Annotated in this window: 30 protein-coding genes; 18 read left to right on the top strand and 12 right to left on the bottom strand. The window is 71.6% G+C overall.

Translation table 11 applies throughout. The features are described from left to right. Together ABEA93_RS12295 and ABEA93_RS12290 are read left to right on the top strand one after the other, a co-directional pair. On the top strand, window positions 1–243 hold the full coding sequence (locus tag ABEA93_RS12295; protein ID WP_345675473.1) for a chaplin: 243 nt from the start codon (window positions 1–3) through the stop codon (window positions 241–243). 392 nt (window positions 244–635) lie between these two features. After that, on the top strand, window positions 636–1,343 hold the full coding sequence (locus ABEA93_RS12290) for a bifunctional DNA primase/polymerase (RefSeq protein ID WP_345675472.1): 708 nt from the start codon (window positions 636–638) through the stop codon (window positions 1,341–1,343). 16 nt (window positions 1,344–1,359) lie between these two features. On the opposite strand, the gene ABEA93_RS12285 is transcribed toward ABEA93_RS12290, so the two are convergent. Next, the gene (locus ABEA93_RS12285) at window positions 1,360–2,334 is read right to left on the bottom strand and encodes an SCO2278 family lipoprotein (protein ID WP_345675471.1); all 975 of its coding nucleotides are present in this window, start codon (window positions 2,332–2,334) and stop codon (window positions 1,360–1,362) included. Between the two features lie 59 nt (window positions 2,335–2,393). Then, window positions 2,394–3,242: a type I methionyl aminopeptidase gene (gene map / locus ABEA93_RS12280; protein WP_345675470.1), complete on the bottom strand. Its 849-nt coding sequence runs from the start codon at window positions 3,240–3,242 to the stop codon at window positions 2,394–2,396. A 90-nt stretch (window positions 3,243–3,332) separates the two neighbouring features. On the opposite strand from map, the gene ABEA93_RS12275 reads away from it, so the two are divergent. After that, window positions 3,333–3,560 (top strand): hypothetical protein, encoded by a 228-nt coding sequence (locus ABEA93_RS12275; protein WP_345675469.1) that lies wholly within the window; start codon window positions 3,333–3,335, stop codon window positions 3,558–3,560. A gap of 141 nt (window positions 3,561–3,701) precedes the next feature. Here ABEA93_RS12275 and ABEA93_RS12270 read toward each other — a convergent pair whose 3' ends face one another. After that, window positions 3,702–4,220 carry a histone H1-like repetitive region-containing protein gene (locus ABEA93_RS12270; protein WP_345675468.1) on the bottom strand — a complete coding sequence of 173 codons (519 nt, stop codon included), beginning with the start codon at window positions 4,218–4,220 and terminating at the stop codon, window positions 3,702–3,704. Between the two features lie 224 nt (window positions 4,221–4,444). Here ABEA93_RS12270 and npdG point away from each other — a divergent pair, with 224 nt between their 5' ends. Next, complete coding sequence (npdG, locus tag ABEA93_RS12265) at window positions 4,445–5,137, top strand: NADPH-dependent F420 reductase (RefSeq protein WP_345675467.1); 693 nt, start codon at window positions 4,445–4,447, stop codon at window positions 5,135–5,137. A 232-nt stretch (window positions 5,138–5,369) separates the two neighbouring features. Here the strand turns inward: npdG and ABEA93_RS12260 are convergent, their stop codons facing one another. Next, window positions 5,370–5,981, bottom strand: coding sequence for an NADPH-dependent FMN reductase (locus ABEA93_RS12260; RefSeq protein ID WP_345675466.1), 612 nt, complete (start codon window positions 5,979–5,981; stop codon window positions 5,370–5,372). Window positions 5,982–6,301: 320 nt separating this feature from the next. Here ABEA93_RS12260 and ABEA93_RS12255 point away from each other — a divergent pair, with 320 nt between their 5' ends. From ABEA93_RS12255 to ABEA93_RS12240, 4 genes are all read left to right on the top strand, one after another. Further along, entirely contained in the window at window positions 6,302–6,547 is a 246-nt protein-coding gene (locus ABEA93_RS12255; RefSeq protein ID WP_345675465.1) for a hypothetical protein, read from the top strand. 387 nt (window positions 6,548–6,934) lie between these two features. Continuing rightward, complete coding sequence (recA, locus tag ABEA93_RS12250) at window positions 6,935–7,975, top strand: recombinase RecA (RefSeq protein ID WP_345675464.1); 1,041 nt, start codon at window positions 6,935–6,937, stop codon at window positions 7,973–7,975. 199 nt (window positions 7,976–8,174) lie between these two features. Then, window positions 8,175–9,278 carry a regulatory protein RecX gene (locus tag ABEA93_RS12245; protein WP_345675463.1) on the top strand — a complete coding sequence of 368 codons (1,104 nt, stop codon included), beginning with the start codon at window positions 8,175–8,177 and terminating at the stop codon, window positions 9,276–9,278. 290 nt (window positions 9,279–9,568) lie between these two features. Next, on the top strand, window positions 9,569–10,951 hold the full coding sequence (locus ABEA93_RS12240; RefSeq protein ID WP_345675462.1) for an L-serine ammonia-lyase: 1,383 nt from the start codon (window positions 9,569–9,571) through the stop codon (window positions 10,949–10,951). A gap of 297 nt (window positions 10,952–11,248) precedes the next feature. Here ABEA93_RS12240 and ABEA93_RS12235 read toward each other — a convergent pair whose 3' ends face one another. Together ABEA93_RS12235 and ABEA93_RS12230 are read right to left on the bottom strand one after the other, a co-directional pair. After that, a complete protein-coding gene (locus ABEA93_RS12235; RefSeq protein ID WP_345675461.1) occupies window positions 11,249–11,560 on the bottom strand; it encodes a 4a-hydroxytetrahydrobiopterin dehydratase in 312 nt (103 codons plus the stop codon). Window positions 11,561–11,581: 21 nt separating this feature from the next. Next, window positions 11,582–12,895, bottom strand: a complete 1,314-nt coding sequence (locus tag ABEA93_RS12230; protein WP_345675460.1) for an NsdA family TPR-like regulatory protein — start codon at window positions 12,893–12,895, stop codon at window positions 11,582–11,584. A gap of 164 nt (window positions 12,896–13,059) precedes the next feature. On the opposite strand from ABEA93_RS12230, the gene ABEA93_RS12225 reads away from it, so the two are divergent. The 6 genes from ABEA93_RS12225 (at window position 13,060) to ABEA93_RS12200 (ending at window position 16,924) form a co-directional block, all read left to right on the top strand. Continuing rightward, entirely contained in the window at window positions 13,060–13,263 is a 204-nt protein-coding gene (locus tag ABEA93_RS12225) for a hypothetical protein (protein WP_345675459.1), read from the top strand. A gap of 67 nt (window positions 13,264–13,330) precedes the next feature. Continuing rightward, window positions 13,331–13,627, top strand: coding sequence for a hypothetical protein (locus ABEA93_RS12220; protein WP_345675458.1), 297 nt, complete (start codon window positions 13,331–13,333; stop codon window positions 13,625–13,627). A 377-nt stretch (window positions 13,628–14,004) separates the two neighbouring features. Then, a complete protein-coding gene (locus ABEA93_RS12215; protein ID WP_345675457.1) occupies window positions 14,005–15,123 on the top strand; it encodes a methyltransferase domain-containing protein in 1,119 nt (372 codons plus the stop codon). 188 nt (window positions 15,124–15,311) lie between these two features. Beyond that, entirely contained in the window at window positions 15,312–15,833 is a 522-nt protein-coding gene (locus tag ABEA93_RS12210) for a hypothetical protein (protein WP_345675456.1), read from the top strand. Window positions 15,834–16,159: 326 nt separating this feature from the next. Then, window positions 16,160–16,324, top strand: a complete 165-nt coding sequence (locus ABEA93_RS12205) for a hypothetical protein (protein WP_345675455.1) — start codon at window positions 16,160–16,162, stop codon at window positions 16,322–16,324. A 261-nt stretch (window positions 16,325–16,585) separates the two neighbouring features. After that, window positions 16,586–16,924 (top strand): hypothetical protein, encoded by a 339-nt coding sequence (locus ABEA93_RS12200; protein ID WP_345675454.1) that lies wholly within the window; start codon window positions 16,586–16,588, stop codon window positions 16,922–16,924. A gap of 542 nt (window positions 16,925–17,466) precedes the next feature. Here the strand turns inward: ABEA93_RS12200 and ABEA93_RS12195 are convergent. Both ABEA93_RS12195 and ABEA93_RS12190 read right to left on the bottom strand, forming a co-directional pair. Then, window positions 17,467–17,715, bottom strand: a complete 249-nt coding sequence (locus ABEA93_RS12195) for a hypothetical protein (protein WP_345675453.1) — start codon at window positions 17,713–17,715, stop codon at window positions 17,467–17,469. A gap of 104 nt (window positions 17,716–17,819) precedes the next feature. Beyond that, a complete protein-coding gene (locus tag ABEA93_RS12190) occupies window positions 17,820–18,008 on the bottom strand; it encodes a hypothetical protein (protein ID WP_345675452.1) in 189 nt (62 codons plus the stop codon). Between the two features lie 485 nt (window positions 18,009–18,493). Here ABEA93_RS12190 and ABEA93_RS12185 point away from each other — a divergent pair, with 485 nt between their 5' ends. Next, complete coding sequence (locus ABEA93_RS12185; RefSeq protein ID WP_345675451.1) at window positions 18,494–19,183, top strand: helix-turn-helix domain-containing protein; 690 nt, start codon at window positions 18,494–18,496, stop codon at window positions 19,181–19,183. Between the two features lie 7 nt (window positions 19,184–19,190). On the opposite strand, the gene ABEA93_RS12180 is transcribed toward ABEA93_RS12185, so the two are convergent. Beyond that, window positions 19,191–19,580, bottom strand: coding sequence for a VOC family protein (locus tag ABEA93_RS12180; protein WP_345675450.1), 390 nt, complete (start codon window positions 19,578–19,580; stop codon window positions 19,191–19,193). Between the two features lie 339 nt (window positions 19,581–19,919). Here ABEA93_RS12180 and ABEA93_RS12175 point away from each other — a divergent pair, with 339 nt between their 5' ends. Beyond that, a complete protein-coding gene (locus ABEA93_RS12175) occupies window positions 19,920–20,756 on the top strand; it encodes an SDR family NAD(P)-dependent oxidoreductase (RefSeq protein ID WP_345675449.1) in 837 nt (278 codons plus the stop codon). A 106-nt stretch (window positions 20,757–20,862) separates the two neighbouring features. On the opposite strand, the gene ABEA93_RS12170 is transcribed toward ABEA93_RS12175, so the two are convergent. Continuing rightward, window positions 20,863–21,825 carry an alpha/beta hydrolase gene (locus ABEA93_RS12170; RefSeq protein WP_345675448.1) on the bottom strand — a complete coding sequence of 321 codons (963 nt, stop codon included), beginning with the start codon at window positions 21,823–21,825 and terminating at the stop codon, window positions 20,863–20,865. A 223-nt stretch (window positions 21,826–22,048) separates the two neighbouring features. Between ABEA93_RS12170 and ABEA93_RS12165 the strand changes: the two genes are divergently transcribed. Then, window positions 22,049–22,696, top strand: a complete 648-nt coding sequence (locus ABEA93_RS12165) for a TetR/AcrR family transcriptional regulator (protein WP_345675447.1) — start codon at window positions 22,049–22,051, stop codon at window positions 22,694–22,696. A 60-nt stretch (window positions 22,697–22,756) separates the two neighbouring features. Further along, window positions 22,757–23,866, top strand: a complete 1,110-nt coding sequence (locus ABEA93_RS12160; RefSeq protein ID WP_345675446.1) for an LLM class flavin-dependent oxidoreductase — start codon at window positions 22,757–22,759, stop codon at window positions 23,864–23,866. 81 nt (window positions 23,867–23,947) lie between these two features. Here ABEA93_RS12160 and ABEA93_RS12155 read toward each other — a convergent pair whose 3' ends face one another. Together ABEA93_RS12155 and ABEA93_RS12150 are read right to left on the bottom strand one after the other, a co-directional pair. Beyond that, window positions 23,948–25,648: an FAD-dependent monooxygenase gene (locus tag ABEA93_RS12155; protein WP_345675445.1), complete on the bottom strand. Its 1,701-nt coding sequence runs from the start codon at window positions 25,646–25,648 to the stop codon at window positions 23,948–23,950. A 255-nt stretch (window positions 25,649–25,903) separates the two neighbouring features. After that, window positions 25,904–26,851 (bottom strand): glutamate ABC transporter substrate-binding protein, encoded by a 948-nt coding sequence (locus ABEA93_RS12150; RefSeq protein ID WP_345675444.1) that lies wholly within the window; start codon window positions 26,849–26,851, stop codon window positions 25,904–25,906. Window positions 26,852–26,985 lie beyond the last annotated feature (134 nt).

Raw genomic sequence — 26,985 nt, 5'->3', positions numbered from 1 at the left:
GTGAAGAACGCGAAGAAGGCGGCCGTCCTCGCGGCCGTGGCCGGCGGCGTCCTTGCCGCCGGTGCCGGTGCGGCCCACGCCAGCAGCGAGGCGAACGGCGCCGCCGTCAACTCGCCCGGCGTGCTCTCCGGCAACAACGTCGAGGTCCCCGTGCACATCCCGGTGAACGTCTGCGGCAACACCGTCGACGTCATCGGTGCGCTGAACCCGACCTTCGGCAACACCTGCGTCAACGCCGGCTGATCACGCCGGACGGGACACCCGGTCCCGGCCGGCCGCGTCGCTCCGGACGGCGGCGTGGAAGACAGCCGCGTCGCGCCCCGAACCATGTCCCCGCGCCACCGAACGCGGTCGCCCTCCTTGGCCGCCCCGGCGGCGACGCACCGCCCCGCTCCCGGTCCGCCGGGAGCGGGGCGGCCCGCATTGCAGCACCCGGTCACACCAGGTCGTCTTCCGGCCACCTCGTCGCCAGGATCCGGCCAGCTTCGGTCGGCAGCGAACCCGCGGCGGCGGTCCGCTCCGGGGACCCGCGACAATGGGACGGCCTACCTCGGTTCTCCCGCGCCGCGCCCCGCGTCGTGCACGACGACGCCGCGCGTCGGGGATCATGGACAGCAGGCGGAAGAAGGGGTGCCATGGACCGTTCGGACCACATCGGCAAGAGGGCCCGCGTGGCCGGCTGGCTGCGCCGCATGCAGCGCGAGGACCCCGGCGCCGCGCGCGACCGCCGCACCGAACTCGTCCTCGACGCCGTCCGCATGGGCTGGCCGGTCTGCCCGGCCGCACACCCGCTGGCCTACGGATGCTCCTGCGACCGCGTCGGCTGTCCGGCGCCCGGCATGCATCCGATGTCGTCCGCCTGGCAGACCCAGGCGAGCACCGACCCGGCGCACGTGCAGCGCTGGCTCGAGCGCTATCCGGACGCCAACTTCGTCACCGTCACCGGCACCTCCCACGACGTCCTCGACGTCCCCGCCGACGCGGGCGCGCTCGCGCTCGACCGGCTCGGCGACGAGGCCGGCCCGGTCGCCGCATGCGGACCGGAGCGCGTGCTCTTCTTCACCGCCACCCGCGGCACCCCTGTCGACGAGGACGAATGGTGGCCGTGCGAGCTGGACAGCCATCCCGAAACCCTCGACGCGCACCCCGGACTGCGCTGGCACTGCCGCGGGTCCTACGTCCTGCTCCCGCCGGCACAGCACCCGTCCGGTACGCAGGTCCGCTGGATCCGCGGGCCGGAGACCCCGCTGCCCGACCCGCTGCGCGTCCTCGACGTGCTCACCGACGCGTGCGACACGGTCGGCGCCACGGCAGCGGACTCGCACTGGCTCATGGGGCGGTAGGCGCCGGCCGCCCCGGTCACTCGCCGTCCGCGCCCACCACGCCGGACGCCGTCGCCACCACCCGCACCTGACCGCCGCCCGCGGGCGGCACGGCCACCGCGTACTCCGCGAGCCGCTGCTCGGTGACCGAGCGGGTCGGCTTGCCGGTCACGAACGCGCCCTGGCTCGGGTCGAGCTCGCCGAGGGTGTTCGGGGGCTGCATCGTCAGCTTCATACTGTGCGTGACCGCGAACAGGACCAGAGCGCCGCCGTCGCGCAGCCGGATCGCCAACGGGCGGTACTGCGTCGTCGGCATGTCCGCGAACTGCCGCACGAAGCCGTCCTGCACCGCGCCCTCGCGGGTCTTGCGGGCCTCCGACGTCTGCGTCCCCGGCGCGAACAGCGTCGACTTGCCGTCCGTGAGGTAGCCGGTGAACTCCTGGGCGGTCCGGCTCGGTTCGACCGCCAGCCCCGGGGTGTCGAGGCCGACCTCCTCGACGTGGCCCGTGCTGTCCCGGTACGGCTCCGGCAGCGGCTCGCCCGGCTTCGCCGACGGACCCCACGACGCCATCCACGGCGCGTCCGGGCCGGACTTGACGAACACGAGCAGCATCGTGCGGTTCTGCGCGTACGACGGGGTGTTCTGCACCGCGAACCACTTCGGCCAGCCCACCGGCCGCGGAATCCAGAACTGCGGGTTGTTGTGTGTGACCGGCGGCGTGGGCCGGGCCCGCTGCGGGTCGGAGAAGCGCAGGATCTTCAGCGCGCCCTGGTCGATCGCGCCGAACGAGCCGGCCTCGATCGTCTTGTTGAGGTCCGGATCGCGCTTCGCGTAGACCTCGTTGTTGCGCGCGTCGAACTCCGCGAGCACCTTCGCGGCTTCGCGTTCGTCCAACGGCGCGACACGCGCCCGGGCGCCGTCCACGGTCATACAGGCGGAGGCGGATATACCGATCGCGGCCGCGGTGGCCGCTGCCGCGGCGGAGCGCGCCGCGCGTCGTCCCAGGGCCATGGCACCCTTCAGGCTGGTGGTCGGACCGACGGTCGAGCGGGGGGACCGAATGTGTCTGCTTACGGCAGCGTGAGGACCTCGGCGCCGGTGTCCGTCACCACGATCGTGTGCTCGAACTGCGCGGTGCGCTTGCGGTCCTTGGTGACGACCGTCCATCCGTCGTCCCACATGTCGTATTCGTAGGTGCCCAGCGTCAGCATCGGCTCGATGGTGAACGTCATGCCGGGCTCCATCACGGTGACCGCCCGCTCGTCGTCGTAGTGCGGGATGATCAGGCCGGAGTGGAACGACGAGTTGATGCCGTGGCCGGTGAAGTCGCGGACGACGCCGTAGCCGAAGCGCTTGGCGTACGACTCGATGACCCGTCCGATCACGTTGATCTGCCGCCCCGGGCGCACCGCTTTGATGCCCCGGTTGAGGGCCTCGCGGGTGCGGTCGACGAGCTGCCGCGACTCCTCGTCGACGTCGCCGACCAGGTAGGTCGCGTCGGTGTCGCCGTGCACGCCGTCGATGAACACCGTCACGTCGATGTTGACGATGTCGCCGTCGTTCAGGCGCGTGGTGTCCGGGATGCCGTGGCAGATGACCTCGTTGATCGACGAGCAGATCGTCTTCGGGTAGCCGCGGTAGCCCAGGCAGGACGGGTAGGCGCCGTGGTCGAGGATGTACTCGTGCGCGACGCGGTCCAGCTCGTCCGTCGTCACGCCGGGCGCGACGTGCTTGGCGGCCTCCGCCATCGAGCCCGCGGCGATGCGGCCGGCCACGCGCATCTTCTCGATGGTCTCGGCGCTCTGCACGTCGGGGCCGGTGTAGGGCGCGGGGCCCGGCTTGCCGACGTATTCCGGACGCGGAATGTCGGCGGGGACGGTGCGGATCGGGGTGGGCCTGCCGGGCACGAGAGTCGCCATAACCTGCGAGTGTAGCCAGCGCGGCCCGGGCATCATCACGGGCGAAACCTCAGCGGCCCTGGGGGGAGACCCGGGAAAGAGGAGTACGCGATGTTCAGGCTGTGGCGGCGCCCGAAAGGCAAGCCGGGGGAGTGGTACTACTGCGTGCGGCACAACAAGGTCGAGGAAGGCCCCGAGTGCCGGGCACTCGACCGGCTGGGACCGTACACGACCCGCTCGGAGGCCGAGCACGCCCTGGAAATCGCCCGTGAACGCAACGAGGCGTGGGACGGGGACCCGGAGTGGAACGACCGGCCGAAGGGGGACCCGCCGGCTTAGCGGCGGCGCCGAAACGGACAGACGGGTGGACACGAGAACGGCGACGGCCGGACCGGCGGGTGCGTCCAGCGCCCGCCGGTCCGGCCGTTCCCGGCACGTCCCGCGTGGTTTCCCACGCCGCTTCCGGCCCTGATTCCCGCGTTACTTCTTGCGCGCCGCGGCCTTGCGCGTGGTGGTCTTGCGGGCCGCGCTCTTCGTCGCCGGGGCGCGCTTGGCGGTCTTCTTGGCGGGGGCCTTCTTGGCCGCGGTCTTCTTGGCGGCGGTCTTCTTCGCCGTCGTCTTCTTCGCCACGGTCTTCTTGGCCGGAGTCGCCTTCGAAGCGGTCTTCTTGGCCGCGCTCTTCTTCGCGGCCGTCTTCTTCGCCGCCGCCTTCGTCGCGCTGACCTTCTTGGCCGCGGTCTTCTTCGCCGCGGCGGCCTTTGCGGTGACCTTCTTCGCGACCTGCTTGGCGGTCTTCTTCGCGGTCGGCTTCGCGTCGGCCTTCGTCCGGTCGTCGACCGTGCCGCCCTCGCCCATGCGCTGGACGGTGCGGAGCGCGGTCATCGCCTCGCGCTTGGTGTCGTACGCCGGGGACTTCGCCAGCGTGGCCCCCTTGGCGGACTCGACCATGAACACGTATTTCCCGGTGCGCGCCTGGCTGAGCACGAACTTCGCCGGCATCGGTGCCTCCCGTGGGCGGGACATGTCCGGCCCGGTGCCGAACGATTTCCTTATCAAAAGAGCATGATTTGTGCCGGTTGTCACATGTTTGGGGGGTCTTTAGGTAAGTGTCAAAGGTGAAAATTCATGCGGATGGCGGCTTAGGTCGGAATTGAGACTGTGACCTCGGCTGCATCTGACCGCCGTCTCGTGCCTCTTCACGACCTCGCTGGCAGGATCACGCCATGACTACCCCCTCCAACGCCCAGCGCGACCCGCGCGAGCTGCCGGACGTCGGCAGCCTCGTGGTCGGTGTCCTCGGCGGCACCGGCGAGCAGGGCCGCGGCCTTGCCTACCGCCTGGCCGTCGCGGGCCAGAAAGTGATCATCGGTTCGCGCAGCGCGGACCGCGCCGAGTCCGCCGCCGCGGAGCTGGGCGCGGGTGTACGCGGGACCGACAACGCCACGTGCGCCGCGGAAAGCGACGTCGTGATCGTGGCGGTGCCGTGGGAAGGCCACAAGGAGCTGCTGGCTTCGCTGGCCGGGCAGCTCGCGGGCAAGATCGTCGTCGACTGCGTCAACCCGATGGGCTTCGACAAGCAGGGCGCGTACTCGCTTCCCGTCGAGGAAGGCAGCGCCGCCCAGCAGGCCGCGGCCGTCCTGCCGGAGTCGCGGGTGACCGCGGCGTTCCACCACGTCTCGGCCGTGCTGCTGCTCGACCCGAACGTCGAGGCGCTGGACACGGACATCATGGTGCTCGGCGACGAGCGCGCGGCGACCGACATCGTGCAGGCGCTCGCGGGCCGCATCCCGGGCATGCGCGGCGTGTACGCGGGCCGGCTCCGCAACGCGGGCCAGGTCGAGGCGCTCACCGCGAACCTGATCTCGGTGAACCGCCGTTACAAGGTGCACGCGGGGGTGCGGGTCACGGACGTGTGACCTGCCGCATGCCGCATGCCGCATGCCGCATGCCGCGTGAGGCTGTGACGTGCGACCGGTGCCGTGTGCACCCGGTCGCGGCGCGGCCGCTGCCACGTCAAACCGCCGAGGGCCCGACACCGCATGGTGTCGGGCCCTCGGCGGTTTGCGTGCGCTGCTGTTGCCGCGGTTCGGCGGCGGTACCGGCCGGTCCGGTCGGTCCTCCCCGGCCGGGCCGCCGTCGCGGACGCGGTCAGCCGGCGAGCGACGCGGCCCAGGCGTTGAGCGCCTTGACGTGGTTGGCGCCGGTGTTGGCGTCCACGGCGAGCTGCAGCGCCTCGAGCAGGTACTTGACCATGCCCGCGGTGGCCGGGTCGTTCAGGGTGGCGACGGCCTGCGCGTCGACGCTCACCCGGGTGTGCACCTCGGGGATCGCGATCTCCGGGCCGCTGACGACGTACGCGGCCAGGTTGCGGAGCTGGCCCTTCAGCTCCTCCTGCGCGCGGATGCCGCCCTGGACGCCCGGCGACGAGGAGAGCACGGCGACCGGCTTGCCCTGCCAGGAGGACTGGCCGTACGGACGCGACGCCCAGTCCAGGGCGTTCTTCAGGACGCCCGGGATGGCGCGGTTGTACTCCGGCGTGGAGATGACGACGCCGTCGGCGGCCTGGACGGCCTCGCGCAGGCGGATGACCGAGGCCGGGACGTCGCCCTCCAGGTCCTGGTTGAAGTGCGGAAGCTCGTCGATGCCCTTGAAGACCTCGATGGACATACCCTCGGGGGCGAACGGGGCGAGCGCGTTGAGCACCGCGGTGTTGAAGGACTCGGTGCGGATCGAGCCGGAGATGGCGAGGATGCGGGACATGGGAGGACCTCCGAAAAGCGCTGGTTGAACGTTGAACAAGCTACACCCGGGTCGTTTCGATTTCAACTTTCTTCGGCGGGTGCGGCTGCGCGCGACGTGAAGCGCCTTCGGGGCGCGGCTCGGGGTGGCCTCGACATTCTCCGGGGTGCGGTTCGTGATGGTGCCGTCGGTCTCCCGGTGCACGGTTTGCGGCGGTGGCGCCGGTCTCCGGGGTGCGCGGCTCGCGGTGGTGCTGCCGGCCTCCGTGGGGCGGGTGCGGGGCCGGTGCCCCGGTCGGGGACAATGGGGTGTACGCCACCGCCGTCACGGGAGTTCGGCTCATGTCCACCGCGCCCACCGCAGACTCCGCCTCCGCCGGATCCACCCCGGCCCGCACGCCGCGCGTCGCGATCCTCGCGGTCGTGGTCTGCGTGCTCGCCGTGGCCGCGGCGGTCGTCGCCTTCGTGAACGGCAGCTGGCTGGGCGTCCCGTTCCTGCTGCTGGCCGCGGTCGACGGCAACATCGCCTGGTACTACATCCTTCGCGCGCGCCACCCGCGGCGGGTTGCGGCGTCGCGGGACGCCTGACCGCGGGGCCGGTGCTCCGGCCCGCCTTCCGCTCTCCCGGCTCTCCCAGTTCTCCCGGCGGCCACCCGTCGTTGTCGTCCCCATCCCTCGATCGGGTGACGTTCGCCCCACCCCGCGCCGCCCCGGTGCCGCGTGCCGTTCGCGGCCGCCCCCACCTGCCGAAACGCCCTCCCGGGCGGCCCACGCCACCCCTGTGCCAGGCACCCCTCTTTCGCCTGAATCCCCGCCCCCCGGCGCGTGTCGGAGTCGTGATCGAACAAAAGTTCGCATACGCTTGAGGCGCGGAGTTATCCACAGGTGTGCGAGGCGGGCCCCACGATGTCGGTCGGACGGGTTAGCGTCATGACAATGAAGCGCACACCACGACCCGACAGGGCGGCATCAGCGATGGCAGGACAGGACCGCGAGAAGGCGCTCGACGCCGCCCTCGCCCAGATTGAGCGTCAGTTCGGCAAGGGCTCCGTCATGCGCCTCGGCGACGACGCGCGGGCGCCCGTCGAGGTCATCCCCACCGGGTCGATCGCGCTCGACGTCGCCCTCGGTATCGGTGGCCTTCCGCGCGGCCGCATCGTCGAGGTCTACGGCCCCGAGTCCTCCGGTAAGACCACCGTCGCGCTCCACGCGATCGCCAACGCGCAGCGGGCCGGCGGCGTCGCCGCGATCGTCGACGCCGAGCACGCCCTCGACCCGGAGTACGCCCGCAAGCTCGGCGTCGACACCGACGCCCTGCTGGTCTCCCAGCCGGACACCGGCGAGCAGGCGCTGGAGATCGCCGACATGCTCATCCGCTCCGGCGCGCTCGACATCATCGTCATCGACTCCGTCGCGGCGCTCGTCCCGCGCGCGGAAATCGAAGGCGAGATGGGCGACTCGCACGTCGGCCTCCAGGCCCGCCTGATGAGCCAGGCGCTGCGCAAGGTCGCCGGTGCGCTGAACCAGACCAAGACCACCGCGATCTTCATCAACCAGCTGCGCGAGAAGATCGGCGTGATGTTCGGTTCGCCGGAGACCACGACCGGTGGCAAGGCGCTGAAGTTCTACTCGTCGATCCGGCTCGACATCCGCCGTATCGAGACGCTGAAGGACGGCACCGAGGCGGTCGGCAACCGCACCCGCGTCAAGGTCGTGAAGAACAAGATGGCCGCGCCGTTCAAGCAGGCCGAGTTCGACATCCTGTACGGCGTGGGCATCAGCCGCGAGGGCGGCCTGATCGACATGGGCGTCGAGCACGGCTTCATCCGCAAGGCCGGCGCCTGGTACACGTACGAGGGCGACCAGCTCGGCCAGGGCAAGGAGAACGCCCGCAACTTCCTCAAGGACAACCCCGACCTCGCCAACGAGATCGAGAAGAAGATCAAGGAAAAGCTCGGTGTCGGCCCGCGCGTCGACGCGGAGGCCACCGAGGAGGAAGCCCCGGCCGAGTCCTGACCGGCCGCGGGCCGGCGGGATCCCGCAGGGGAGCACGCACGAGCCCCGCACGGGGCGGACGAGAGCAGCGGCGCGCGGCGGTCACGTCGACGGCGCGCCGCACGGCTCCGGCAGGAGGACGGGACCGGGCGGCCGCCGCCCGGCTCGGGGGCCTTCCGCCGCGGAGCACGAGGACGCGGAGCACGAGGAGCAGTGCCGCGTGAGCAGCGGAGCAGCGGGCGGCGAGCCCGCCTGGAACGACACGTGGGCGAAGGAACTCACCGACGAGGAGCGCGCACGCGCGCTCGCCTCGCTCGGCGAAGCGCTCGCGGGCGGCACGACGCTGTCCGCGGACGCGGCGAGCACTTGGGCGAAGACGGAACGCCGCACCGGCCCGCGTCGAGGTTCCGCGGCGGGGGACGGCGACGATGCCCCGCGTGGGGGGCGGCAGCGACCCCGGCGTGCGTCGGCGTACGAGGCCGATGCCGACGACCCGTTCGCCGGGGCGTCGACGGTCGGTGGGGGACGGAGGGACGGCGACGGGGCAGGCACGGAAGGCAGCTCCCGCTCTCGCGACGTCGAAGGCCCTGATGACGCCGACTCCTCCGGCGGCTCCGATGACGGTTACGGCGGTGCCGGCACCCGCCGCGGCCGTGGGGGACGCCGCGGACGCGGCCGCTCCGGCCCGCGCTGGTCGAGCAGCACCCGCGACGAAGCGGAGAGCACCGACCCGGACGGCGGCCGCGACCCCCGCTCGGCCGACCGCACCCGCCGCCGCGGCCCGGCGCAGATCGATCCCGACCAGGACCCGGAGGCCGCGGCTCGCGCGATCTGCCTGCGGCTGCTGACCGGCCAGCCGCGCACCCGCGCCCAATTGGCCGACGCGCTGCGGCAGCGCGGCGTGCCGGACGAGGTGGCCGACCACGTCCTCGGCCGGTTCACCGAGGTCAAGCTCATCGACGACGCCGCGTTCGCCCACGCCTGGGTCGACACCCGCCACGTCGGCCGCGGCCTCGCCAAACGCGCCCTCGCCCGCGAACTCCGGCACCGCGGCGTCGCCGCCGAAGTGGTCACCGAGGCCGTCGAACGCCTCGACCCCGAACAGGAGTTGGCCACCGCCCGCGTCCTGGTCGCGAAACGCCTCCCGGCCACCCGCGGCAAGGACCGCCAGGTCCGCATGCGCCGCCTCGCCGGCATGCTCGCCCGCAAGGGCTACCCCGAAGGCCTCGCCCTCCGTATCGTCCGCGAGGCCCTCGACGCCGAGGCCGACCAGGACGAGGGCGACGACGACGTGTGGACGTACGACCCGCAGATCCCGGACTGATCGGGAGGGGCGGAGGGCGAGGCGGCGGTCGGGTGCCTCGGACCGTCCGGCGGGCCCGGGGCAGCCGACCCGGCCCCTGGTCGGTCCCGCGGCCGAAACGCACGCTGTTGTGGCTGTCCCCTGTGGCCGTCCCCGGACCCCCGCACGGCGGCCCGCCCGTCCGTCCGCCGTCCGCTCACCGCGCGCGCCGCCGCCCGCATACCCTGGGAGCATCCGCCCGGGTGCCACAAGCCGTCCCGGGCGGGAGCCCGTTCCCACCCCGACCGGCGACCGCAGGAAAGGCCACCGTCTTGGCGATCAGCGTCTTCGACATGTTCTCGATCGGCATAGGCCCGTCGAGTTCGCACACGGTCGGCCCGATGCGTGCCGCCCGCATGTTCGCCCGACGGCTAAAAGCGCAAGGCCTGCTCACCCAGACCGCGTCCGTCCGCGCCGAACTCTTCGGCTCCCTCGGCGCCACCGGCCACGGCCACGGCACCCCCAAAGCCGTCCTGCTCGGCCTGGAGGGCTACTCCCCGCGCACCGTCGACCCGCTCGGCGTCGAACCCGTCCTCGACCGGATCCGCGGCGCCCGCCGCCTCCGCCTCCTCGGCGACCAGGTCGGGGACGCGCACGAGATCCCGTTCGACCCGGACCGCGACCTGGTGCTGCACCGTCGGCGGTCGCTGCCGTACCACGCCAACGGCATGACCCTGTGCGCGTACGACACCGACGGCGTGCCCGTGCTGGAGAAGACCTACTACTCGGTCGGCGGCGGCTTCGTCGTCGACGAGGACGCCGTCGGTGCGGACCGCGTCAAACCCGACGACACCGAGCTGCGCCACCCCTTCCGCACCGGCGACGAACTCCTGCGCCTGACCCGCGAGACCGGCCTGTCCGTCTCCGCGCTCATGCTCGAGAACGAGAAGGCCTGGCGCACCGAAGCCGAGGTCCGCGCCGGACTCCTGGAAATCTGGGACGTCATGCAGGCATGCGTGACGCGCGGCCTCAAAACCGAAGGGATCCTCCCCGGCGGCCTCAAAGTCCGCCGCCGCGCCGCCCACACCGCCAAGGCCCTGCGTGCCGAGGGCGACCGCGCCAGCCACGCCATGGAGTGGGTGACCCTCTGGGCGATGGCCGTCAACGAGGAGAACGCCGCGGGCGGCCGCGTCGTCACCGCCCCCACCAACGGCGCCGCAGGCATCATCCCCGCGGTCCTGCACCACTACGCCGCGTCCGTCCCCAGCGCCGACGACGACGGCATCGTCCGCTTCCTCCTCGCGGCCGGTGCCATCGGCATGCTCTTCAAGGAGAACGCCTCGATCTCCGGCGCCGAAGTCGGCTGCCAGGGCGAGGTCGGCTCCGCCTGCGCCATGGCCGCCGGCGGCCTCGCCGAAGTCCTCGGCGGCACCCCCGAACAAGTCGAGAACGCCGCCGAAATCGGCATCGAACACAACCTCGGCCTCACCTGCGACCCGGTAGGCGGCCTCGTCCAAATCCCCTGCATCGAACGCAACGGCATGGCCGCCGTCAAAGCCGTCACCGCCGCCCGCATGGCCCTCCGCGGCGATGGCCGCCACCACGTCTCCCTCGACAAGGCCATCAAAACCATGAAGGAGACAGGCGCCGACATGAAGACGAAGTACAAGGAGACCGCCCGCGGCGGCCTCGCGGTCAACATCATCGAATGCTGACAGCGGGGCGCTGACCTGGGGAAACGAGGTTGATCAACGTTCGGCAACGTGTGTCGACGTTGATCAAACTCTCTGTCCCTGAGGCGTCCCTGAGGCGTCCAACCGGGCTGTCTGTCCCTGTGGTGTCCCTGGGAATGATCTTGCTGGGGCGCGTTGGGCGGATGCCGAACAGGAGAGTGGGCTCCGAAGCTTCGCCCGGACACGGCGTGTCTGACACGCCGTGTCCGGGAGCACATGGACGAGGGTTTCTGGTACGGGCACGGGCGGTGACCAGATCCGGCCGCCGCCGGAGCGCCGTTAGACGGGTGTGGCGCCGTGCTTCTCGGCGATGTTGTCGATGTGCGCGGCGAGATCGAAATCGGCGCGAGTGAGACGGTCGCCGGCATCGTGGGTCGTGATGTCGAAACGGATGCGCTGCCAGGTGATGTGGATGTCGGGGTGATGGCCCACCTCGCGCGCCTTCGCCCCCACGTACATCGCCAGGTGCAGGGTCTCGTGATACGTGTGCGCGAACGTCCGCGTGATCGCGTTGCCGTCCCGCGTCCACCCGGGCAACTGGGCGAGGCGTTCGGTGATGGTGTCTTCGCTGAGCGGTTCCGGGACGGCCACGTGCTCCCCCTGGGGTCGACGTCAGGACGGACCGATGCCGATCGTAGTCAGCATCTCCTCAAGGTCCCGGCCGTACCGGTCCTCTGCCCACGGCCGCATCCGGTCGCGCAGGCCGGCAAGCTCACGGCGGGCACGAACCGACCCGGTCGCCGTCGCGGTCGACGCGGCTTCGGCGGCGAGTACGAGGGCCCGGTCCGGCTGCCCGAGCGTGGCGGCGACCGCGGCGTGCCGGATCTGGAAGACGCCGCGGTCGCGCCGCTGTTCCTGCGGCATCGTGGCCAGCACCTGGGACCAGATTCCGTCGGCTTCGCGAGCGGCGGCCTGGTCGTCGACGAGACGGCCATAGCAGGTGGCGCGCTGCACTTCGAGGTAGCCGGGGGTGCGGCGGCATGCGTCGCCCCACGGTAAGTCGTCGTCAACGCGGGTCACGAGCGGCGCGGCTCCGTCGAGGAGGTAGTCGACGGCGCGGCGGTCCCCGACGACGGAGTACCCGTGCGCGGCGTGGACGCGGGCGATCACCTGCACCTTGGGTGCCAGCGACGACGGTTCTTCAAGCGCGGCGTCGGCAAGGTCGACGGCACCGGTCCCGTCGCCGATGTCCACGCACAAGCTGGCCTTGTTCGCCAGCGCGTAGCCGACGAGCTGCGTGTCGCGGGCACGGTGGGCCATGTCGAGGGTGATGTCTCGCCACCGTAGGGAGTGGTCATGCAGGCCGGCGTCTTGGCACAGCCAGCCAAGCATGGCGGCGTACGCGGCACCCACGCGTAGAAGCTCGCGGCGCAGCTCGCCGACGGCCGCGCGGGCAAGGTCGCAGATGAGTTGGTGCTGCGCGGTCACGGATGCGATCAGGTGGTGGGGGCCGAGCAGCATGTCGGCGACGTAGTGGCCTTGAAGCTGGGTGCGGAAGTAGTCGACGAGCTGCGGATCGACGTGCGCGGGGGCGGTTGGTGCGGCGTTCGAGGGTGCGGGGCCGGTGAGTGCGGACACTCCGGCGGCGAGGAATTGGCGGCGGTCCACGGCGGGAACCGTAGGCGTCGGGGTCGGCCGTTCCGATGCCGTTGCGCCGGGGGCGGACGACGGTGCGGCGATGCCGAGTTCGTGTTCTGTGCAGCCGGTCAAGGCGACCAGGAGTCGCCGGTACACCGCGCGCGGCCGACCGGTCTCGCCGTCCTCCCACTTCGCGATCAGCCGGACATCGGCACCGACGTTCTCGCCGAGTTCGGCAGCCTTCGCGGCGAGGGCGTCGGCGAACTCCGCGCGGGACTGCCGGCGCTGCTCGGTGCGGACCGCCCGGAGCCTGTCGTTCGGTGGGTACTTGTACCGGCCGTTGGCCATCGGAACGCCCCCTGACACACGCCGTTTTCAGCCTTCCGTACACGGTATCGGTGGCTCCGGCAAAAACGGCCGGAACGGCATCGGAACGGCATCGACAACGGCATCGGAATGCCACTCACCCCCGGGCCAACCTGAACCCCGCCACCCCAACCGGAGGGACGGAGATGTCCGACGTGACCCCCCCGGCCGACATCGGCCCGAGCGACGACCCGACGCGGCCGGTCGCCATCCGCTTCGCCGCGGACCCCGAGCACACGCACAAGCTCACCCGCGAAGAGGCATGGCACGTGTGGCACCTGCTCCAAGCCGAACTCGTCCGCACCCTGCCGAACCCGCCGTCGTACCGGCCCCAGGTGCTCCACCCGTGAACACCCGCCCGGCTGCGGGGCGGCCGCCGAACCGACGGTGCACCCGCGCCACGCCAAGGACACCCCGATGACCCTCAACAGGACCGTGCACCGCGTCTCCGGGAAGTTCAAGGCCGGCTACTCCGGCGACAAAGAGCAGCCGCTGTTCTTCGAGGTGACGATCGAGGGGCAGTCCAAGCCCCTCCGGTTCCTCGTCACTCCGGAGCAGGCGTACGACCTCGACATCGGGATGTATCTCCTCCGCCCGGAGGTCTCCGGCCGCAACCCGGACGGCAGCCCGGTCACCGACCTTCCCGAGGCGGGGCCATTGCGCGTCCGGCGTAGGACACCCCGCGGCTATCGGCCTGCTGATCGGTCTCGTTGACGCCTGGCCCACCTGAACACCCGCCCGGCGCCGGAGCACCGCCAGATCCACCGGCGCCGGGCGGGGACCAAACCCCAACGCCGTACGGCGTGGGGCTGAGAACCGCATCGGCCCGTTGCTCGAAGGAGGGAACGATGACCGAAGACCGGCACCAAGGCCCGCGCGCCCCCATCGTGGAACCCCCGATTACTCCGCCGCCGCCACCTCCGCCCCCGCCGCCGAACCCGAAGTAGCAAGGCGGGGTACGACGAAACCGGTGCACCACGAAACGGATGGGAGACAACTCATGCCCGAGCAACCGAAGAAGCCCAGCCCGCCGCCCGGGAAGCCCGAGCAGGACGGCACCCCGCCGGCCGGAGGCGGGAGCCACCGCCGCGATGACGACTGACGAGCAGACGAGCGGGGCCGGGGAGAACGTCTCTTTGGCCCTGCTCGGCCGAGACCGCGCACCGTTCATCCCCATGGCCTTCCGCGACGACGGCCAGATGATCGACCGCGCGGCCGATCCGAAACGGTGGCGTGACATCGTGAACGCGGACACGGTCATCGTGACGCAGTGGGACGGCGGCGCCGACATCCCGCCGGATGACGACGGGGTTGCCACCTGCTCGTGCTCGATGCCGACGACCGTGCGGCAGATGCTCGACGCCCTCGACGTCCGACCAGGGCAACGGGTGTTGGAGATCGGCACCGGCACGGGCTACACCTCTGCCCTCCTGCGGGACCGAGTCGGGCCGACCGGGCACGTCGTTTCCGTCGAGGTCGACAAGGCCCTTGCCGACGGCGCGCGGGAGAACCTCGCCGCGGTCGGCGTCGACGTCCAGGTCGTGACCGGCGACGGGCTCGACGGGTGTGAGGACGGCGGCCCGTACGACCGCGTGTTCGTCACCTGCGGCATCCGCACCGTGCCGACCGCCTGGCTCGCCCAAACGGTGACCGGCGGCCGGATCGTCATGCCCTGGGGGACACGGTTCACCCCCTGGCACGATGTGCTGCTCCCCTTGGTCAAAGCCGACGACGGCAGCGCGTCCGGCCAGTTCGGCGAGGGCCTCAGCTACATGAAAGCCCGGTCGCAGCGCAACACATGGCCGGTGTTCCCGGAGGGCTGGCTGACCGCCGGCGCCCGTGCCGAACTCGACGTTCCCGCGTCGACGCTCGACATCGGGACGACGGGGTTCAGACCGCTCGTTGTCGGCTTCGCCCTGCCGGATGTCGTGACAACCGTGCTCGACGACGAGGACGGGGAGAAGACCCGGTACCTGTACCGCGCGGGGGCCGCGGGCGAGTCCTGTGCCGCGGTGACGTACAAGGACAAGGCCCCGACGAGGACGTGCGCCTACGGGCCGGACGACTTGGCGAGCGAGTTCGTCGCCGCGGTCGAGTGGTTCCGGGATCACGGGCGCCCGGAGGCAGAGGGATTCGGCCTCACCGTGACCCCGGACGGGCAACGCGTGTGGTTCGGATCGCCGACAGGGCCGACGCAGCCGAGAGCCTGACGTCCGCCAGCCTGGAAACGGGCCTTCGGCTTCCTTCGCGGGAAGCCGGGGGCCCGTCGGTTCTTGTCGGGGGTCTGTCCCGTGGCAGCGAACGTTGATCGAGTGCCGCGCAAGTTTGGATGCCCCCACAACCTCGACCTGCGGTCAGTAGGGAGCGACTACTCTGGGCTCCCAAGCAGAAGGGGCCGATGGACGCTGCCTGGATCGGTGTGGTGGGAACGGTGGCGGGCGCTGTCATCGCCGGTGGCGTCGGGGTGGCTCTCCAGAGGCGCAGCGCAAAGTCTGAGGCAGACCGAATAGAGGATGCCAAACGAGCTGAGGCTGTCGCCTTGATCGGCGGCGTCCGCGCCGCCGCGCAGGAGTGGCTTACGTATCTGATGTACGTCATGTGGGACGCCTCGTCTGGCCAATTCGCGACGCTTGCGGAGTTTGACGAAAGGTCGACTGAGCTGCGGCAACAGGTCCATCAGGCGATGGCTGGCGTCGGGCAGCTGGGGCCGGAGGACCTGTTCTACAGTCGCTTCGCCGCTTCGATGCGTTCCATCGAAGCTGAGGCGCGAAGCATCATCGCTGGCCGATCACGCGACCAAGCCCGTGACGTCATGGTGCGCACAGACTCATTCGGGGCTCTCTTCTCGATGCGGCAGGCCGTCACGACGCGAATGATCAACGACGTCCTTGACGGACGCTGGATCACCGGCCCTCGCTGAGCTGGAGACACGTCGGACACGTCAAAGACCTGGCCGCCCGAAGTTCGATGGCACACGTCCAAGATTGGCTGTCATGGGGCAGGGGCACGCGTACCGCACGTCCGCACACCCTGTGCCATGATCGAACATATGGGCGAGAATGTGCCTCGGGGCCAGGATGGCATCGCGCCGCCGGGCTGGCCCCATGGGGTGCGCCCGCCGGCGTCGAGGGCTGGGAGGAGACGGCCGTCGCTTGGCTGTGGGACCTCTGCCCACCCGAGTACCGCCGCCATGAGGTCCTCCAACGGCACCCCGTCCTGCTCGCCCGCCCGGCCAGACAGCACGCGATGGCTGCGTTGGCGGCCGCGCGCCACGGCTACGGCACGGCCCGCGCCGAGGTCGAGCCGCGGCTTGGGCCGCAGGTCGTACACGGGCTGGTCCGCATGTACGAGCACGAGGGGCCCGCGTTGCCGCAGTCGAGCATGAGGCCGGGCTGGTCGAGGCGGCCTTGACCGGGCAGCGGTGGAACCCGCGCCTCTAGCCTCGGTGGCGCGTTCTTGACGCTCTTTAAAGATCCTGATCAGAACGAGCTTGCGATTCTTGATCGCCTCGGGTCCTGGCCTGCGGGAAGGTGCCGCGCGGGGAAAAGTCCAATGGCCAGCAAGCGGACGATGGCCACGTCAGTTGAGCCCATGGTTGTGGGACTGAGCAAACGCCGGAATCACCGCGCTCCCGGCCGCTAGCCTTCCGAGAGAGGCCGACGAGGGGGACTCATGGCCGAAGTACCAGACCGCCCTTGGCACCGCGAGTCGACACCGGACGAACCCCGCGCACTGAAGGCGGAGGGGGTCAGGTGGGTGGTGGGGGGCGCCGCACTCCTCATCGCCCTCGCCGTGCTGCTGCCTTTCAACGGGAGAGACACGTCGGACGACGGCGTAAGCCCGAGGCAGTCGGCGTGTGCGGAGGCCAGTCGGCTGGCGGCGGAGATCGACGCGGAAATCTACGCCAACAACGCGTTCCGGGGCTGGAGCGATGAGGACCCGGCCGAGTTCAAGGCGCGGTCGGAGCGACAGGGGAAGCTGGCTCACGACTGCATCGCGCCGAAGTCGTAGTCAAGCAAGAGGGGGCGTGAAGCCCGGCAACTGCTCGTTCACCGGCTGGGGCAACGACGAAAGCCGCCCGCCCCCGGGAGAGGACGGGCGGCGGTTCAGTGGCCAATGGCCTGCCACGCCGTCGCGCCGAGCGCGGCGGCGGCGGTCAGTGCCGAAATGGACGCCACCGGCCAGCGACTGCGTTTCAGGGCTTCGACGTCGGCGCGGAGTTGCGATACGTCGGCCTCGGTGAGGATGCCGCTTTCGACGACACGTAGCCCCCGTGTCTCCTGGTCGGCGAGACTGGGTCGTCGCCGTGTCGAGCTTGGTTGCCAGCCGGGTCAGGACGACGATTAGGTCGACCGTCGTCGGGGTTGTGGGAGCGGTCATTCGCGCCTCGCGTTCCGAGCCGCGGCCTCAGTCACCCGCGCGTACTTCTCATCCGTGGTGTCTCCGTCCCATGGTTCGGTGACGTCTCGGCGCACGTGGGTGAACAGCTCTACGTCGCCCGGCGCGATGTGCCATGTGGCCTGCCTTGTCGGGAGGCGGAGATGCAGCACCTGTCAGTCAGGTTCGGCGGGGTCCGGTTGGATGTGGCACGGGTAGATGCTGGCGAGCAGCGCCAGGAACTGCGCGCGCTCGCGGTATGCCGCGGAACGCACCGGGTCCGGACCGGCGGCGCGCGGCCACGTCGGGAGCAGCCGATCGACGACGGGCAGCGCCATCACGCGCGTAATGCCGAGCGCCAGGCTGACGCCAGGCGCGGCCTGCGGGACCCCGGACGCGGACAACGCCGCCCATTCGGCGCACAAGCCGGAGGTGATTGTCGGCAGCGGCGCGGGTCTCGTGACGGATCTTGCCGGGTGCAGCTGCGGTTCTTCGTCAGGTCCGGTTCTTCTCCCCGGCCGCCTACGCCTCACGCTGGCGCCATCGACTGGGTGAGGCCGCACAGTTGTTCCCGGGTTGCGATGGGTGTCCGCTGCTGGTCGCAGGTGGTCCAGGTGAGGGTCAAGTAGCCGACTCGGCAGACGTCTTCGTCGTTCCAGGACATGGCTGTGGTCCACGCCTCGGCAGCGGTCTCGTTCGGGAACTCGTAGACCGACACCGTGTCGTGGTGATCAGTTGGATGCGGGTGGTGTCGTCCGGGGCTGTCCGGGACGCGCAACTGGGCGTGTTGTCGGTGACGTTGCCGAGGTCGGTGACGTGCGTGGCGCGGGCGAGGGCGGCGGTGATGGAGGCGGCGGTTGCGCGGTTGGGGGTGTCCGGGGCGGGGAGGCGGGACCGAGCGGCTGTGGTGGTGAGGGGCTGTTCGGGCCAGGGGTGGTCGCCGACGCTGTCGTCGCTGCGCCGGATTCGGGGTGGGAGGGTGCATTGTCGCCGCCGCCACCCGGACGTGGTCGGGACTAGGCCGATGACGACGGCGGCTGTAGTGCGGCGCATGAGCATGCCCCCCGCGGTCCGGTGAAGTCCGTCGGGCGGGAAGACTCGACGATGTCGACGGATGGTCGCACGGCGGGCCGGGGAGGGCGCCGATCCGGGGAAAGTCGAACAAGTGAGCGAAGGAATCGCGCATGCGGCAGACTGGATCGCGTGTACCAGGAACGTCCCTCCCGCATCCCCGGCGCCGTCCTCTGGTCGCGGTCGGCGGACGAGCGGCGGGGGCGGACCACGCGGGTGCTGCCCGACGGCTGTATGGATCTGATCTGGCTCGGTGACGCCGGGCTTGTCGTCGCCGGGCCCGATACGCAGGCGCATGTGGTCCCCGGGCCCGCCGGGGCCTACGTCGGGCTGCGGTTCGCGCCCGGGTGGGGGCCTGCGGTGTTCGGGATCCCGGCGTCGGAACTGCGGGATCGCCGGGAGCCGCTCGCCGTGGTGGACGGCGCCCCGGACGCCCGCGCGTTGGCCGAGCGGATCGCCGAAGCGCCCGACCGTGCCGCCGTGTTGGAGGCTTTCGCGGCGCGGCGGCTGCGCGGTGGTTCACCCGATCCGGTGGCCGCCGCTGTCGTGCGGCGGCTCCGGGGCGGTGTCGGTGTGGCCGAACTGGCGCGTGATCTCGGCTTGAGCGACCGGCAGTTGCACCGCCGCAGCGTCGCCGCGTTCGGGTACGGGCCGAAAGTGCTCGCCCGCGTCCTGCGCCTCCGCCGGGCCCTCGATCTCGCGTACGCGGGCAACCCGTTCGCCGACGTCGCGGCCGTCGCCGGCTACGCCGACCAGGCGCACCTGTCGCGCGAGGTCAGAGCCCTGGCCGGGCTGTCGCTCAGCGAACTCGTCGGAGTCTGAGACCCGTTCAGAGCGTCGCCAGCAGGTCCACGTGGTGCCCGTCCGGGTCCAGCACCACCGCGTACCGCTGGCCCCAGAACGCGTCCCACGGCGGCAGGTGCCCGGTGTGCCCGGCCGCGACCAGCTCGGCGTACAGCTTGTCGACCTCCGCCGGGTCGTCGCACCGGAACGCGATCGCGGCGTGGTGGCCGCCCTGGGGCGGTTCCCAGTCCGGCTCGATGGCGCGGGCCACGTCGACGGTGTCGAACACCAGTTGGAGACCGCCCGGCAGATCGACGTCGACGTGCGGCTCGGTGTCGGCGGAGGCGGGGATGTCGAGGCCGAGGCGCCGGTAGAAGGCGAGCGATGCCGCCATGTCCGCGACGACCAGGCCGATGAAGGCGAAACGAGGAGTCATGGCGTCGACGCTACGGGCCCTCCGCCGCCGCGGTCTTGAACGAATCGGACACGGCGTGGCGCCCGGCAGCACGGCAGTCGACCCCGAAGCCATCACCCACCGTGCCAGTCAGAGCTGGCATCCCGCCCCCTGGGAAACCCCGTCGCCAGGGTCTAGGCTCCGCGGCACGCAAGCCCATACGGATTCGTATGGGCAAACGCGGCCACTCCGGGGAACTCCGGCACGCCGCCCGACCCGGCACCGCGAAGCGCCAGGCACCACCCGGGAGAACCCGGCAGAAACAGCAGAACCAGCAAAACCCAGCACCACCAACCAGGCATGGCCGACGGGGAGGGCATCATGCGTGATTTTGCCGGGCGTACGGCCGTGGTCACCGGTGCCGGCAGCGGCATCGGCCGCGCGCTGGCGCTGCGGTTCGCGGCCGAGGGCATGCGGGTGATGGTGGCGGACGTCGAGAAGGACGCTCTCGACGGCACCGTCGACCTGCTGCGGGCCCGCGGCGCCGAGGCGGCCGGCCGGGTCACCGACGTCGGCGACGAGGAACAGGTGTTCGCCCTCGCCGACTTCGCCTACGACACGTTCGATGCTGTGCACGTGCTGTGCAACAACGCGGGCGTCTTCGCGGGCGGTGTCATCTGGGGCCGTCCCGCCGCCGACCTGGAGTGGACGCTGCGGGTCAACCTGTGGGGCGTCGTGCACGGCATCCGGGCGTTCGTGCCGCGCATGATCGCGCAGGACACCGAGGGGCACATCGTGACCACGTCGTCGGCGGCCGGGCTGTTCGTGCCCGCGTACTCGTCGGCCTACACGATCTCGAAGTTCGCGTCGTACGCCGCCGCCGAGTCCCTCGCCCACGATCTCGCCGCGCAGGGTTCCAAGCTCAAGTCGACCGTGCTGTGCCCCGGAAACGTCAACACCAAGCTCCCCGGCTCCGGCCGCAACCGCCCGGCCGCGCTGGCCGCCGAGTCCAGCCCCGACGCGGAGTTTTTGGAAGCCGCGCTCGGCGACACGACCGGCCGCGGCATCGAACCGGCCCTCGCCGCCGAGACCGTGCTCGAGGCGATCCGCGAGGAGCGCTTCCTCGCGTTCACGCACCCGGAGTACGCCGACTACCTCCGCGGACGCCCCGACGAACAGCTCTCCGGCGCGGTCCCGCAAACCCCGCCGCTCGGCTGAGACCGGAGACGGGGGAACGGAGACCGGGGAACGGAGAACGGGGAGCAGGATACGGAGACAGGAAAGCGCCGCACCCCCCGCAAGGGAAGGTGCGGCGCCGCCCCCGTCAGATCTTGTGCACGCCCCGCAGGAAGTCCACGATCGTCTGCCGGAACGCCCGCGCGTCCTCCAGCAGCGCCGTGTACATGCCCGCGCCGTGCGTCAGTCCGTCCCAGCGCTTGACCTCGACCGGCACGCCGGCCTCGGCGAGGCGCTTGGCGTACGCCTCGCCCTCGTCGCGCAGCGGGTCGTACTCGCAGGTCATCACCAGCGCCTGCGGCAGCCCGAGCAGCGACTCGGCGTGCAGCGGGGACGCGTACGGGTCGGTCGCGTCGCCGTGCTTGCCGATGTAGAACTCGACGGCCTGCCGCATGCCTTCCTCGGTCAGCAGGTAGCCCGTGCCGTTCTCCTTCACCGACGGCTGACCGAGCGTCAGGTCGAGGGCGGGAACCTCCAGCACCTGCGCGACGGGCATCGGGATGCGCCGGTCGCGCAGCGCCAGCGTCGCCGCCGCGGCCAGGTTGCCGCCCGCGCTGTCGCCGCCGATGGACACCTTGTCCGGGTTGACGCCCAGGCTGAACGCGCGCTCCTGGACCCACACCCACGCCGCGACGGCGTCCTCGAGCGGCACCGGGTAGGCGAACTCCGGTGCGAGCCGGTAGTCGACGGAGATGACCACGCAGTCGGTCAGCTTGGCGAGGTTCGCGCACTCGGCGTCGAAGTGGTCGAGGGTGCCCAGCCACCACGCGCCGCCGTGGAAGTACACGTGCGCGGGGCGGCCGCCGCGCGGCGCCGGGGTCGGCGGCGTGTAGACGCGCGCCGGGATCGTGCCGTTGTCGGGGATCTTCACGGTGATCGCCACGTCGCGCTTGGCCACGTCGCCCGGCGCGGCCTCGCCGAACGCCAGGATCGCCGACTCCAGCCCCTTGTGGGCGGCGGCACGGCGCTCCTCGAGCGACAGCCCGTCCGGCTGCTTCGGGGCGGCGGCGATGGCGTCGAGTATCGACTGGATCTGAGGTACGACGGGCATGCGGGTCCTCCGGTGGTGCGGACGGTTTTGCGCCGGAAGTGCTCATCGGCAGACCCGGACCGGCCCGACGGCAGGACGGTCCGAGCAGGTCGAACGTGAGGATCTTTATATGCCACTCCATCGGCTGTTGACAGGGCCAACAGCCGATGCCTCTGGACTTCTCGCCTGCACACCTCTACAAGAGTTGTGAAGTTGCGCAGCGGCACGACCGGAGGACGACGTGGTGGAAACGGCACGCGGCGGCACCGCGGAAGACCCGCGCGGTACCGGCGCGGGGACACATCCGGGTGCGGCGCGCGCCGCCGAGACCCGGGACCGGATCATCGAGGCGGCGACCGACTGCATCCGGCGCTGGGGCATCCGCCGGGTGTCCATGAACGACGTCGCCCAGCAGGCGGGCGTGTCCCGCCGCACCGTGTACCTGCACTTCGCGGACCGCGAGGCGCTCGTGCTAGCCGTCCTGACCCGGATCTCGGCGCTCACCGTGGCGGCCGTCGAACCGCTCGTGCGCAGCCGCGACACGCTGGCCGGCCAGGTCGCCGAAGCGGCCGTGCACGTGCACGCGCTGGGTCCCGCGCAACTCCAGCTCGGCCTCGGCTACCGACCCGGCGAATCCGAGGACGCCACGCTCCTGCTCGCGCACAGCGACCAGGTGCTGGCCGCGTGGCACGGGTTCTGGCGGCCGTTCGTCGCCGAGGCCCGGGACCGCGGCGAGGTCCGCCCCGACCTCGACCCGGACCGCGCCACCGAATGGATCATGCGGGTGATCATCTCGCTGGTCACCGTGCCCGCCCGCACGTTCGATCCCGACGACCCCGACCAAGTCCGGGCGTTCGTCTCCGAGTTCATCACCCGGGGTTTCGCGAGCTGAGTGCTTGGCCCTCGGCTCCCGCCCGTGCCCTGCGTTGCCCGCCCGCGTACCGGAGGACCGATGAAATTCGCCCTGTTCTACGAGATCCCCGTCGCCCGCCCGTGGGACGACGAAAGCGAGCACCGCGCCTACAAGAACACCATCGAGCAGGCGGTCCTCGGCGACAAGATGGGCTTCCACTCGTTCTGGACGGTCGAGCACCACTTCCTCGAGGAGTACTCGCACTGTTCGAACCCGGAGGTCCTGTACGGCGCGATCGCCGCGCGCACGCAGAACATCCGCCTCGGCTACGGCGTCCGCCTGCTGCCCAAGCCCTACAACCACCCGATCCGGACCGCCGAGTCCGCCGCCGTGCTCGACCTGATCTCCGACGGCCGCGTGGAGTTCGGCACCGGGCGCAGCTCCACGCGCGCCGAACTCGAAGGCTTCGACATCGACCCGGCGGAGACCCGCGCGATGTGGAACGAGGCCCTCGACCACATCGTCGGCGCCTGGACCGAGGACGAATACCAGGCGCAGGGCAAGTACTGGCAGATGGGCGCGCCGCGCCGCGTCCTGCCCCGCACGCTGCAGAAGCCGCACCCGCCGATGTGGGGCGCCACCTCCAGCCCGGAAGGCCACCGCGAAATAGGCCGCCGCGGCCTCGGCCTGTGCTCGTTCACCGTGGGCGTGCCGCCGGAGGAACTCGCCGACCGCATCGCGCTCTACCGCCAGGGCCTGGACGAGTGCACCAACCCGGCGGGCAAGTTCGTCAACGACCAGGCCGCCACCTTCACGATGGTGCACTGCGCGCCGACGACGCAGCAGGCCGTCGACGAAGCCGCCGAATCGTGCGTCTGGTACGTCGGGCACGGCGGCGGACTCATCGCCTCGGTCGCCGAATGGCAGGAGGAGAAGAAGGAGGAACTGGGCTCGTACAGCTACGCGGCCGGTCCCCTGGAGCACCGCCGCGCGGGCGCGCTCAACCGGCTCGACTTCTCGTACCTGCAGAACTCCGGCTCGGCGATCGTCGGCGACCCCGACCACTGCGTCGAGGTCGCCAAGCGCTACGAAGCCGCCGGGTGCGACCTGCTGCTGTGCCTGGTCAACCCCTACAAGATCGGGCACGAGGAGGTCATGCGCTCCATCGAACTGATGGGCAAGCACGTCCTGCCCGAGTTCCGCGACTGACCCGGGCCGGACGCCCGGCAGTAAACCGAGCCGGACACCGAGCCGCATGTCCCGGGGCGGGCCCGCCCCGGGACTCGGCCGTCAGGCCGCGGCCTCCTCCGGCGCGCGCCGCCCTATCGCCCGCAGCGCGGCCGCGGTCAGATCGTCGTCGGCACCCGGCGGCAGCCACGCCGCGAGGTACCCGTCCGGGCGCACCAGCAGCAGCGTGTGCGCGGCCGCTCCGGGATAGCCGGGCGTCACCACCAACTCGGTGGCCACCGGAAGTTCGGCCAACCGGGCGCGCAGCACGGGCATCACCCCGGCATCGCGCCACCGGGCGCCTTCCCAGACCTCTATGCCGGGCGCGACCAGCAGCACGACCAGGCCGCGGTCGAGGCAGTCGGACAGCTTCGCCCGCGCCCCGTCCGCGCGCACCACCGCGACGTCGTCGGCGACCGCGCCGATCCCCGGCACCCGGCCCGGCGTCAGCAGCGGCGAACCCGCGTACTCCGGCGACGAATCCGCGAACAGCGCCCGCGGATCCAGGCGCCGAAGCGTAGTGCCCTTGCTGCGTGCGCCCATCAGCGTCAGCCGCCGCCCGACCTTCTGCGCGGTGCCCCGCGGGCTCAGGAAATGCAGCGCGTCCTCGCCGTATGCCAACCGCCGCCGCGCCGCACTCCGACGCTCCCCGTGGTAGGTCTCCACCAGCCGCTCCGGGGCCCGCCGGGCCAGCACCAGCGCCAGCTTCCAGGCCAGGTTCCGCACGTCCTGCAGGGCCAGGTCCACCCCGTCCGCGACGTTCGGATGCACCAGGTGCGCGGCGTCGCCCGCCAGCAGCACCCGCCCGGCACGGAACCGGCGGGCCAGCCGCTGGTGCACCTCGAACTCGCCGGTCCACAGCAGGTCGTACGCCGGATCCTCGGCCGCGCCGCCGTCCGGACCCTCGCCGTCCGACCCCATGGACTCCAACGTGCGCAGCACCGCACGCACCCGCTCCGCGGTCCGCCGCGGATCGCCCGGGTCGCCGTGCACCGGGATCAGCGCGGTCGCGTCCGCGGCCTTCGCCACGCCGTGCGCCAGCGGCAACTGCCACGTCAGCCGCCACACATCCGACGCCAGCGGCTGCGCCAGCACCGTCGCGTCCCGCTGGAACGGCGGGTCGACGAACAGCCACGGCTCCATCGGCGACTCGTCCCACGGCTCGCGCGGCAGCGCGACCTTCACATCCGCGCACAGCAGCCGGTCGACCCGCGGGCGCCCCGGGAACCGCACCCCGGCGGCGCGCCGCACCGGCGACCGGTGCCCGTCGCACGCCACCAGCCAGGCGGCCCGCCAGCGGACCGTCCCGCCGGGGCCGCGCGCGGTCAGCGTGACGGTGTCCTCGTCCTGGTCCACCGCGTCGACCTTGTGCCGCCACACCGTGGTGATCAGCGAGTTCGCGCGCACCGCGGCGAGCAGCGCGGCTTCCAGGAGCTGCTGCGACACGCCGTACCGCTCCGCGGGAGCGTCCGCGCCGGCCTGTGCCGGGGGCACCGCGGCCGCGCGGCGGCGGATCCGCAGCGGGGCCCACGGCTGCGCCGCGCCGTCCAGCCGGCCGCCGGTCAGCCCGGCGGCGAACGCGTAGGTCGTCGCGTCGAGACCGCACGAGCGCGATCCCTCGCGCGGAGTGCCGTCGCCCGCGTCGACCAGCAGCGTGCGTACCCCGTGCCGGGCGAGCGCCAGCGCGCAGGAGAGACCGGCCGGCCCGGCGCCGACGACGATCACCGAGTCCCGGTGCGGGTGGGAGCCGGCCGTGCCTGGCATGGAGAGCCTCCCGGGGTTCGTGTTCCGAGAGCAATCATCCGGCACGGAGGCGCGCAGGCGTGACAGCGCCTCGCGCCCTGTCGGAATCACGGGGGGCGCGCACCCGCGTGGCCGGGGGCAGCGGCGCGGGGGAGGGGCGCACGGTGGCACGGCAGTTCGCGCCCGGAACGGGCTTCCGCGGGGCCACGGGCAGGGGCGCGGCGGCGGGTCGGAAATCCACTCCGTCGGGTCGCCGCGCCGGATCCGCCGGGCGGGTCAATCGCGGCGCACGGCCGGGACCGCCGGGGCCGGTTCGCCGGACAGGCCGAGCGTGGCGTCGTAGGCGCGGCGCCATGTGCCGTCGCGTTCGCGCGCCTCCAGCGCGTCGTCGACCGCGTTCCGCAGCACCCGGTCGTCCTTCGGCAGGCCGATGCCGTAGTTCTCGGTGGTGAACGGCTGCCCCACGATCTTCAGATGCCCGGGGTCCTTGGCCGCGTAGCCCTTGAGGATCGCCTCGTCCGTGGACACCGCGTCGACGCCGCCGGTCAGCAGGTGCTCCACGCAGGTGCTGTAGCTGTCGTAGAACAGCGCCTGTGTCTCGGGGAAATCGGTCTGGAGCTTGAGCAGCGCCGTGGACCCCTTCACCGCGCACACTTTCCTGCCCCGGATGGTGTCCTTGCCGGTGATCGCGGCTTCCTGCTTGCGCACCAGCAGGCTCTGCCCGGAGATGTAGTACGGGCCGGCGAAGTCGACCGTCTCCTTGCGCTTGTCGGTGATGCTGTAGGTGCCGACGTACATGTCGACGTCGCCGTTCGCTATCGCCGCCTCCCGGCTGCCCGACGCGATCGTGCGGAACTCGACGGCCTCCGGGTCGAGCCCGAGTTCCGCCGACACCATGCGGGCGATCTCGATGTCGAAGCCGGACCGGCGCAGGGTGGCAGGGTCCTCGTAGCCGAGGAACGGCTGGTCGTCCTTCGCGCCGACGATCAGATGGCCGCGATCACGGGCCTTCGCCCAGGTCGGCGACGCGGACAGGTCCACGCCCTGCCGGGCCTGGTACGGCGCGATCTGCGGTGGCGCCGGCGGTGTCGTGGCCGCACCGGAAGAGCCGTTCGTCGCGCCCGCCTTGCCCGTCTTGCCGCCGCCGTCGTCCGTTCCGCAACCGGCCGCCAGCAGCATCGCGCACAGCGCACCCGCCGCCGCGACCGTCCTTCCCAAGCGCATGCCGCCGCTTCCCCCGTATTTTCGGTCCGTGCGTGCTCGTCCGGGTGCCCATCATCGGGCATCCGGACGACGGTACGGGACCGGACGGGGCAACGCCCCGCGGCGGGGTGGCACCGCGGGGCGTCGGAACCGGG

This window comes from Yinghuangia aomiensis (assembly GCF_039542225.1).
Classification (GTDB): Bacteria; Actinomycetota; Actinomycetes; order Streptomycetales; family Streptomycetaceae; genus Yinghuangia; species Yinghuangia aomiensis.
Note: the sequence above shows the minus strand (reverse complement) of the source record. Positions and strands in the feature narration are given on the sequence as shown.

Coding starts and splice junctions, on each gene's coding strand:
- ABEA93_RS12290 (WP_345675472.1), top strand. CDS start 636: ATGGACCGTTCGGACCACATCGGCAAGAGGGCCCGCGTGGCCGGCTGG.
- ABEA93_RS12285 (WP_345675471.1), bottom strand. CDS start 2,334: ATGGCCCTGGGACGACGCGCGGCGCGCTCCGCCGCGGCAGCGGCCACC.
- map (WP_345675470.1), bottom strand. CDS start 3,242: ATGGCGACTCTCGTGCCCGGCAGGCCCACCCCGATCCGCACCGTCCCC.
- ABEA93_RS12275 (WP_345675469.1), top strand. CDS start 3,333: ATGTTCAGGCTGTGGCGGCGCCCGAAAGGCAAGCCGGGGGAGTGGTAC.
- ABEA93_RS12270 (WP_345675468.1), bottom strand. CDS start 4,220: ATGCCGGCGAAGTTCGTGCTCAGCCAGGCGCGCACCGGGAAATACGTG.
- npdG (WP_345675467.1), top strand. CDS start 4,445: ATGACTACCCCCTCCAACGCCCAGCGCGACCCGCGCGAGCTGCCGGAC.
- ABEA93_RS12260 (WP_345675466.1), bottom strand. CDS start 5,981: ATGTCCCGCATCCTCGCCATCTCCGGCTCGATCCGCACCGAGTCCTTC.
- ABEA93_RS12255 (WP_345675465.1), top strand. CDS start 6,302: ATGTCCACCGCGCCCACCGCAGACTCCGCCTCCGCCGGATCCACCCCG.
- recA (WP_345675464.1), top strand. CDS start 6,935: ATGGCAGGACAGGACCGCGAGAAGGCGCTCGACGCCGCCCTCGCCCAG.
- ABEA93_RS12230 (WP_345675460.1), bottom strand. CDS start 12,895: ATGGCCAACGGCCGGTACAAGTACCCACCGAACGACAGGCTCCGGGCG.
- ABEA93_RS12225 (WP_345675459.1), top strand. CDS start 13,060: ATGTCCGACGTGACCCCCCCGGCCGACATCGGCCCGAGCGACGACCCG.
- ABEA93_RS12220 (WP_345675458.1), top strand. CDS start 13,331: ATGACCCTCAACAGGACCGTGCACCGCGTCTCCGGGAAGTTCAAGGCC.
- ABEA93_RS12215 (WP_345675457.1), top strand. CDS start 14,005: ATGACGACTGACGAGCAGACGAGCGGGGCCGGGGAGAACGTCTCTTTG.
- ABEA93_RS12210 (WP_345675456.1), top strand. CDS start 15,312: ATGGACGCTGCCTGGATCGGTGTGGTGGGAACGGTGGCGGGCGCTGTC.
- ABEA93_RS12205 (WP_345675455.1), top strand. CDS start 16,160: ATGGCTGCGTTGGCGGCCGCGCGCCACGGCTACGGCACGGCCCGCGCC.
- ABEA93_RS12200 (WP_345675454.1), top strand. CDS start 16,586: ATGGCCGAAGTACCAGACCGCCCTTGGCACCGCGAGTCGACACCGGAC.
- ABEA93_RS12180 (WP_345675450.1), bottom strand. CDS start 19,580: ATGACTCCTCGTTTCGCCTTCATCGGCCTGGTCGTCGCGGACATGGCG.
- ABEA93_RS12175 (WP_345675449.1), top strand. CDS start 19,920: ATGCGTGATTTTGCCGGGCGTACGGCCGTGGTCACCGGTGCCGGCAGC.
- ABEA93_RS12170 (WP_345675448.1), bottom strand. CDS start 21,825: ATGCCCGTCGTACCTCAGATCCAGTCGATACTCGACGCCATCGCCGCC.
- ABEA93_RS12160 (WP_345675446.1), top strand. CDS start 22,757: ATGAAATTCGCCCTGTTCTACGAGATCCCCGTCGCCCGCCCGTGGGAC.
- ABEA93_RS12155 (WP_345675445.1), bottom strand. CDS start 25,648: ATGCCAGGCACGGCCGGCTCCCACCCGCACCGGGACTCGGTGATCGTC.
- ABEA93_RS12150 (WP_345675444.1), bottom strand. CDS start 26,851: ATGCGCTTGGGAAGGACGGTCGCGGCGGCGGGTGCGCTGTGCGCGATG.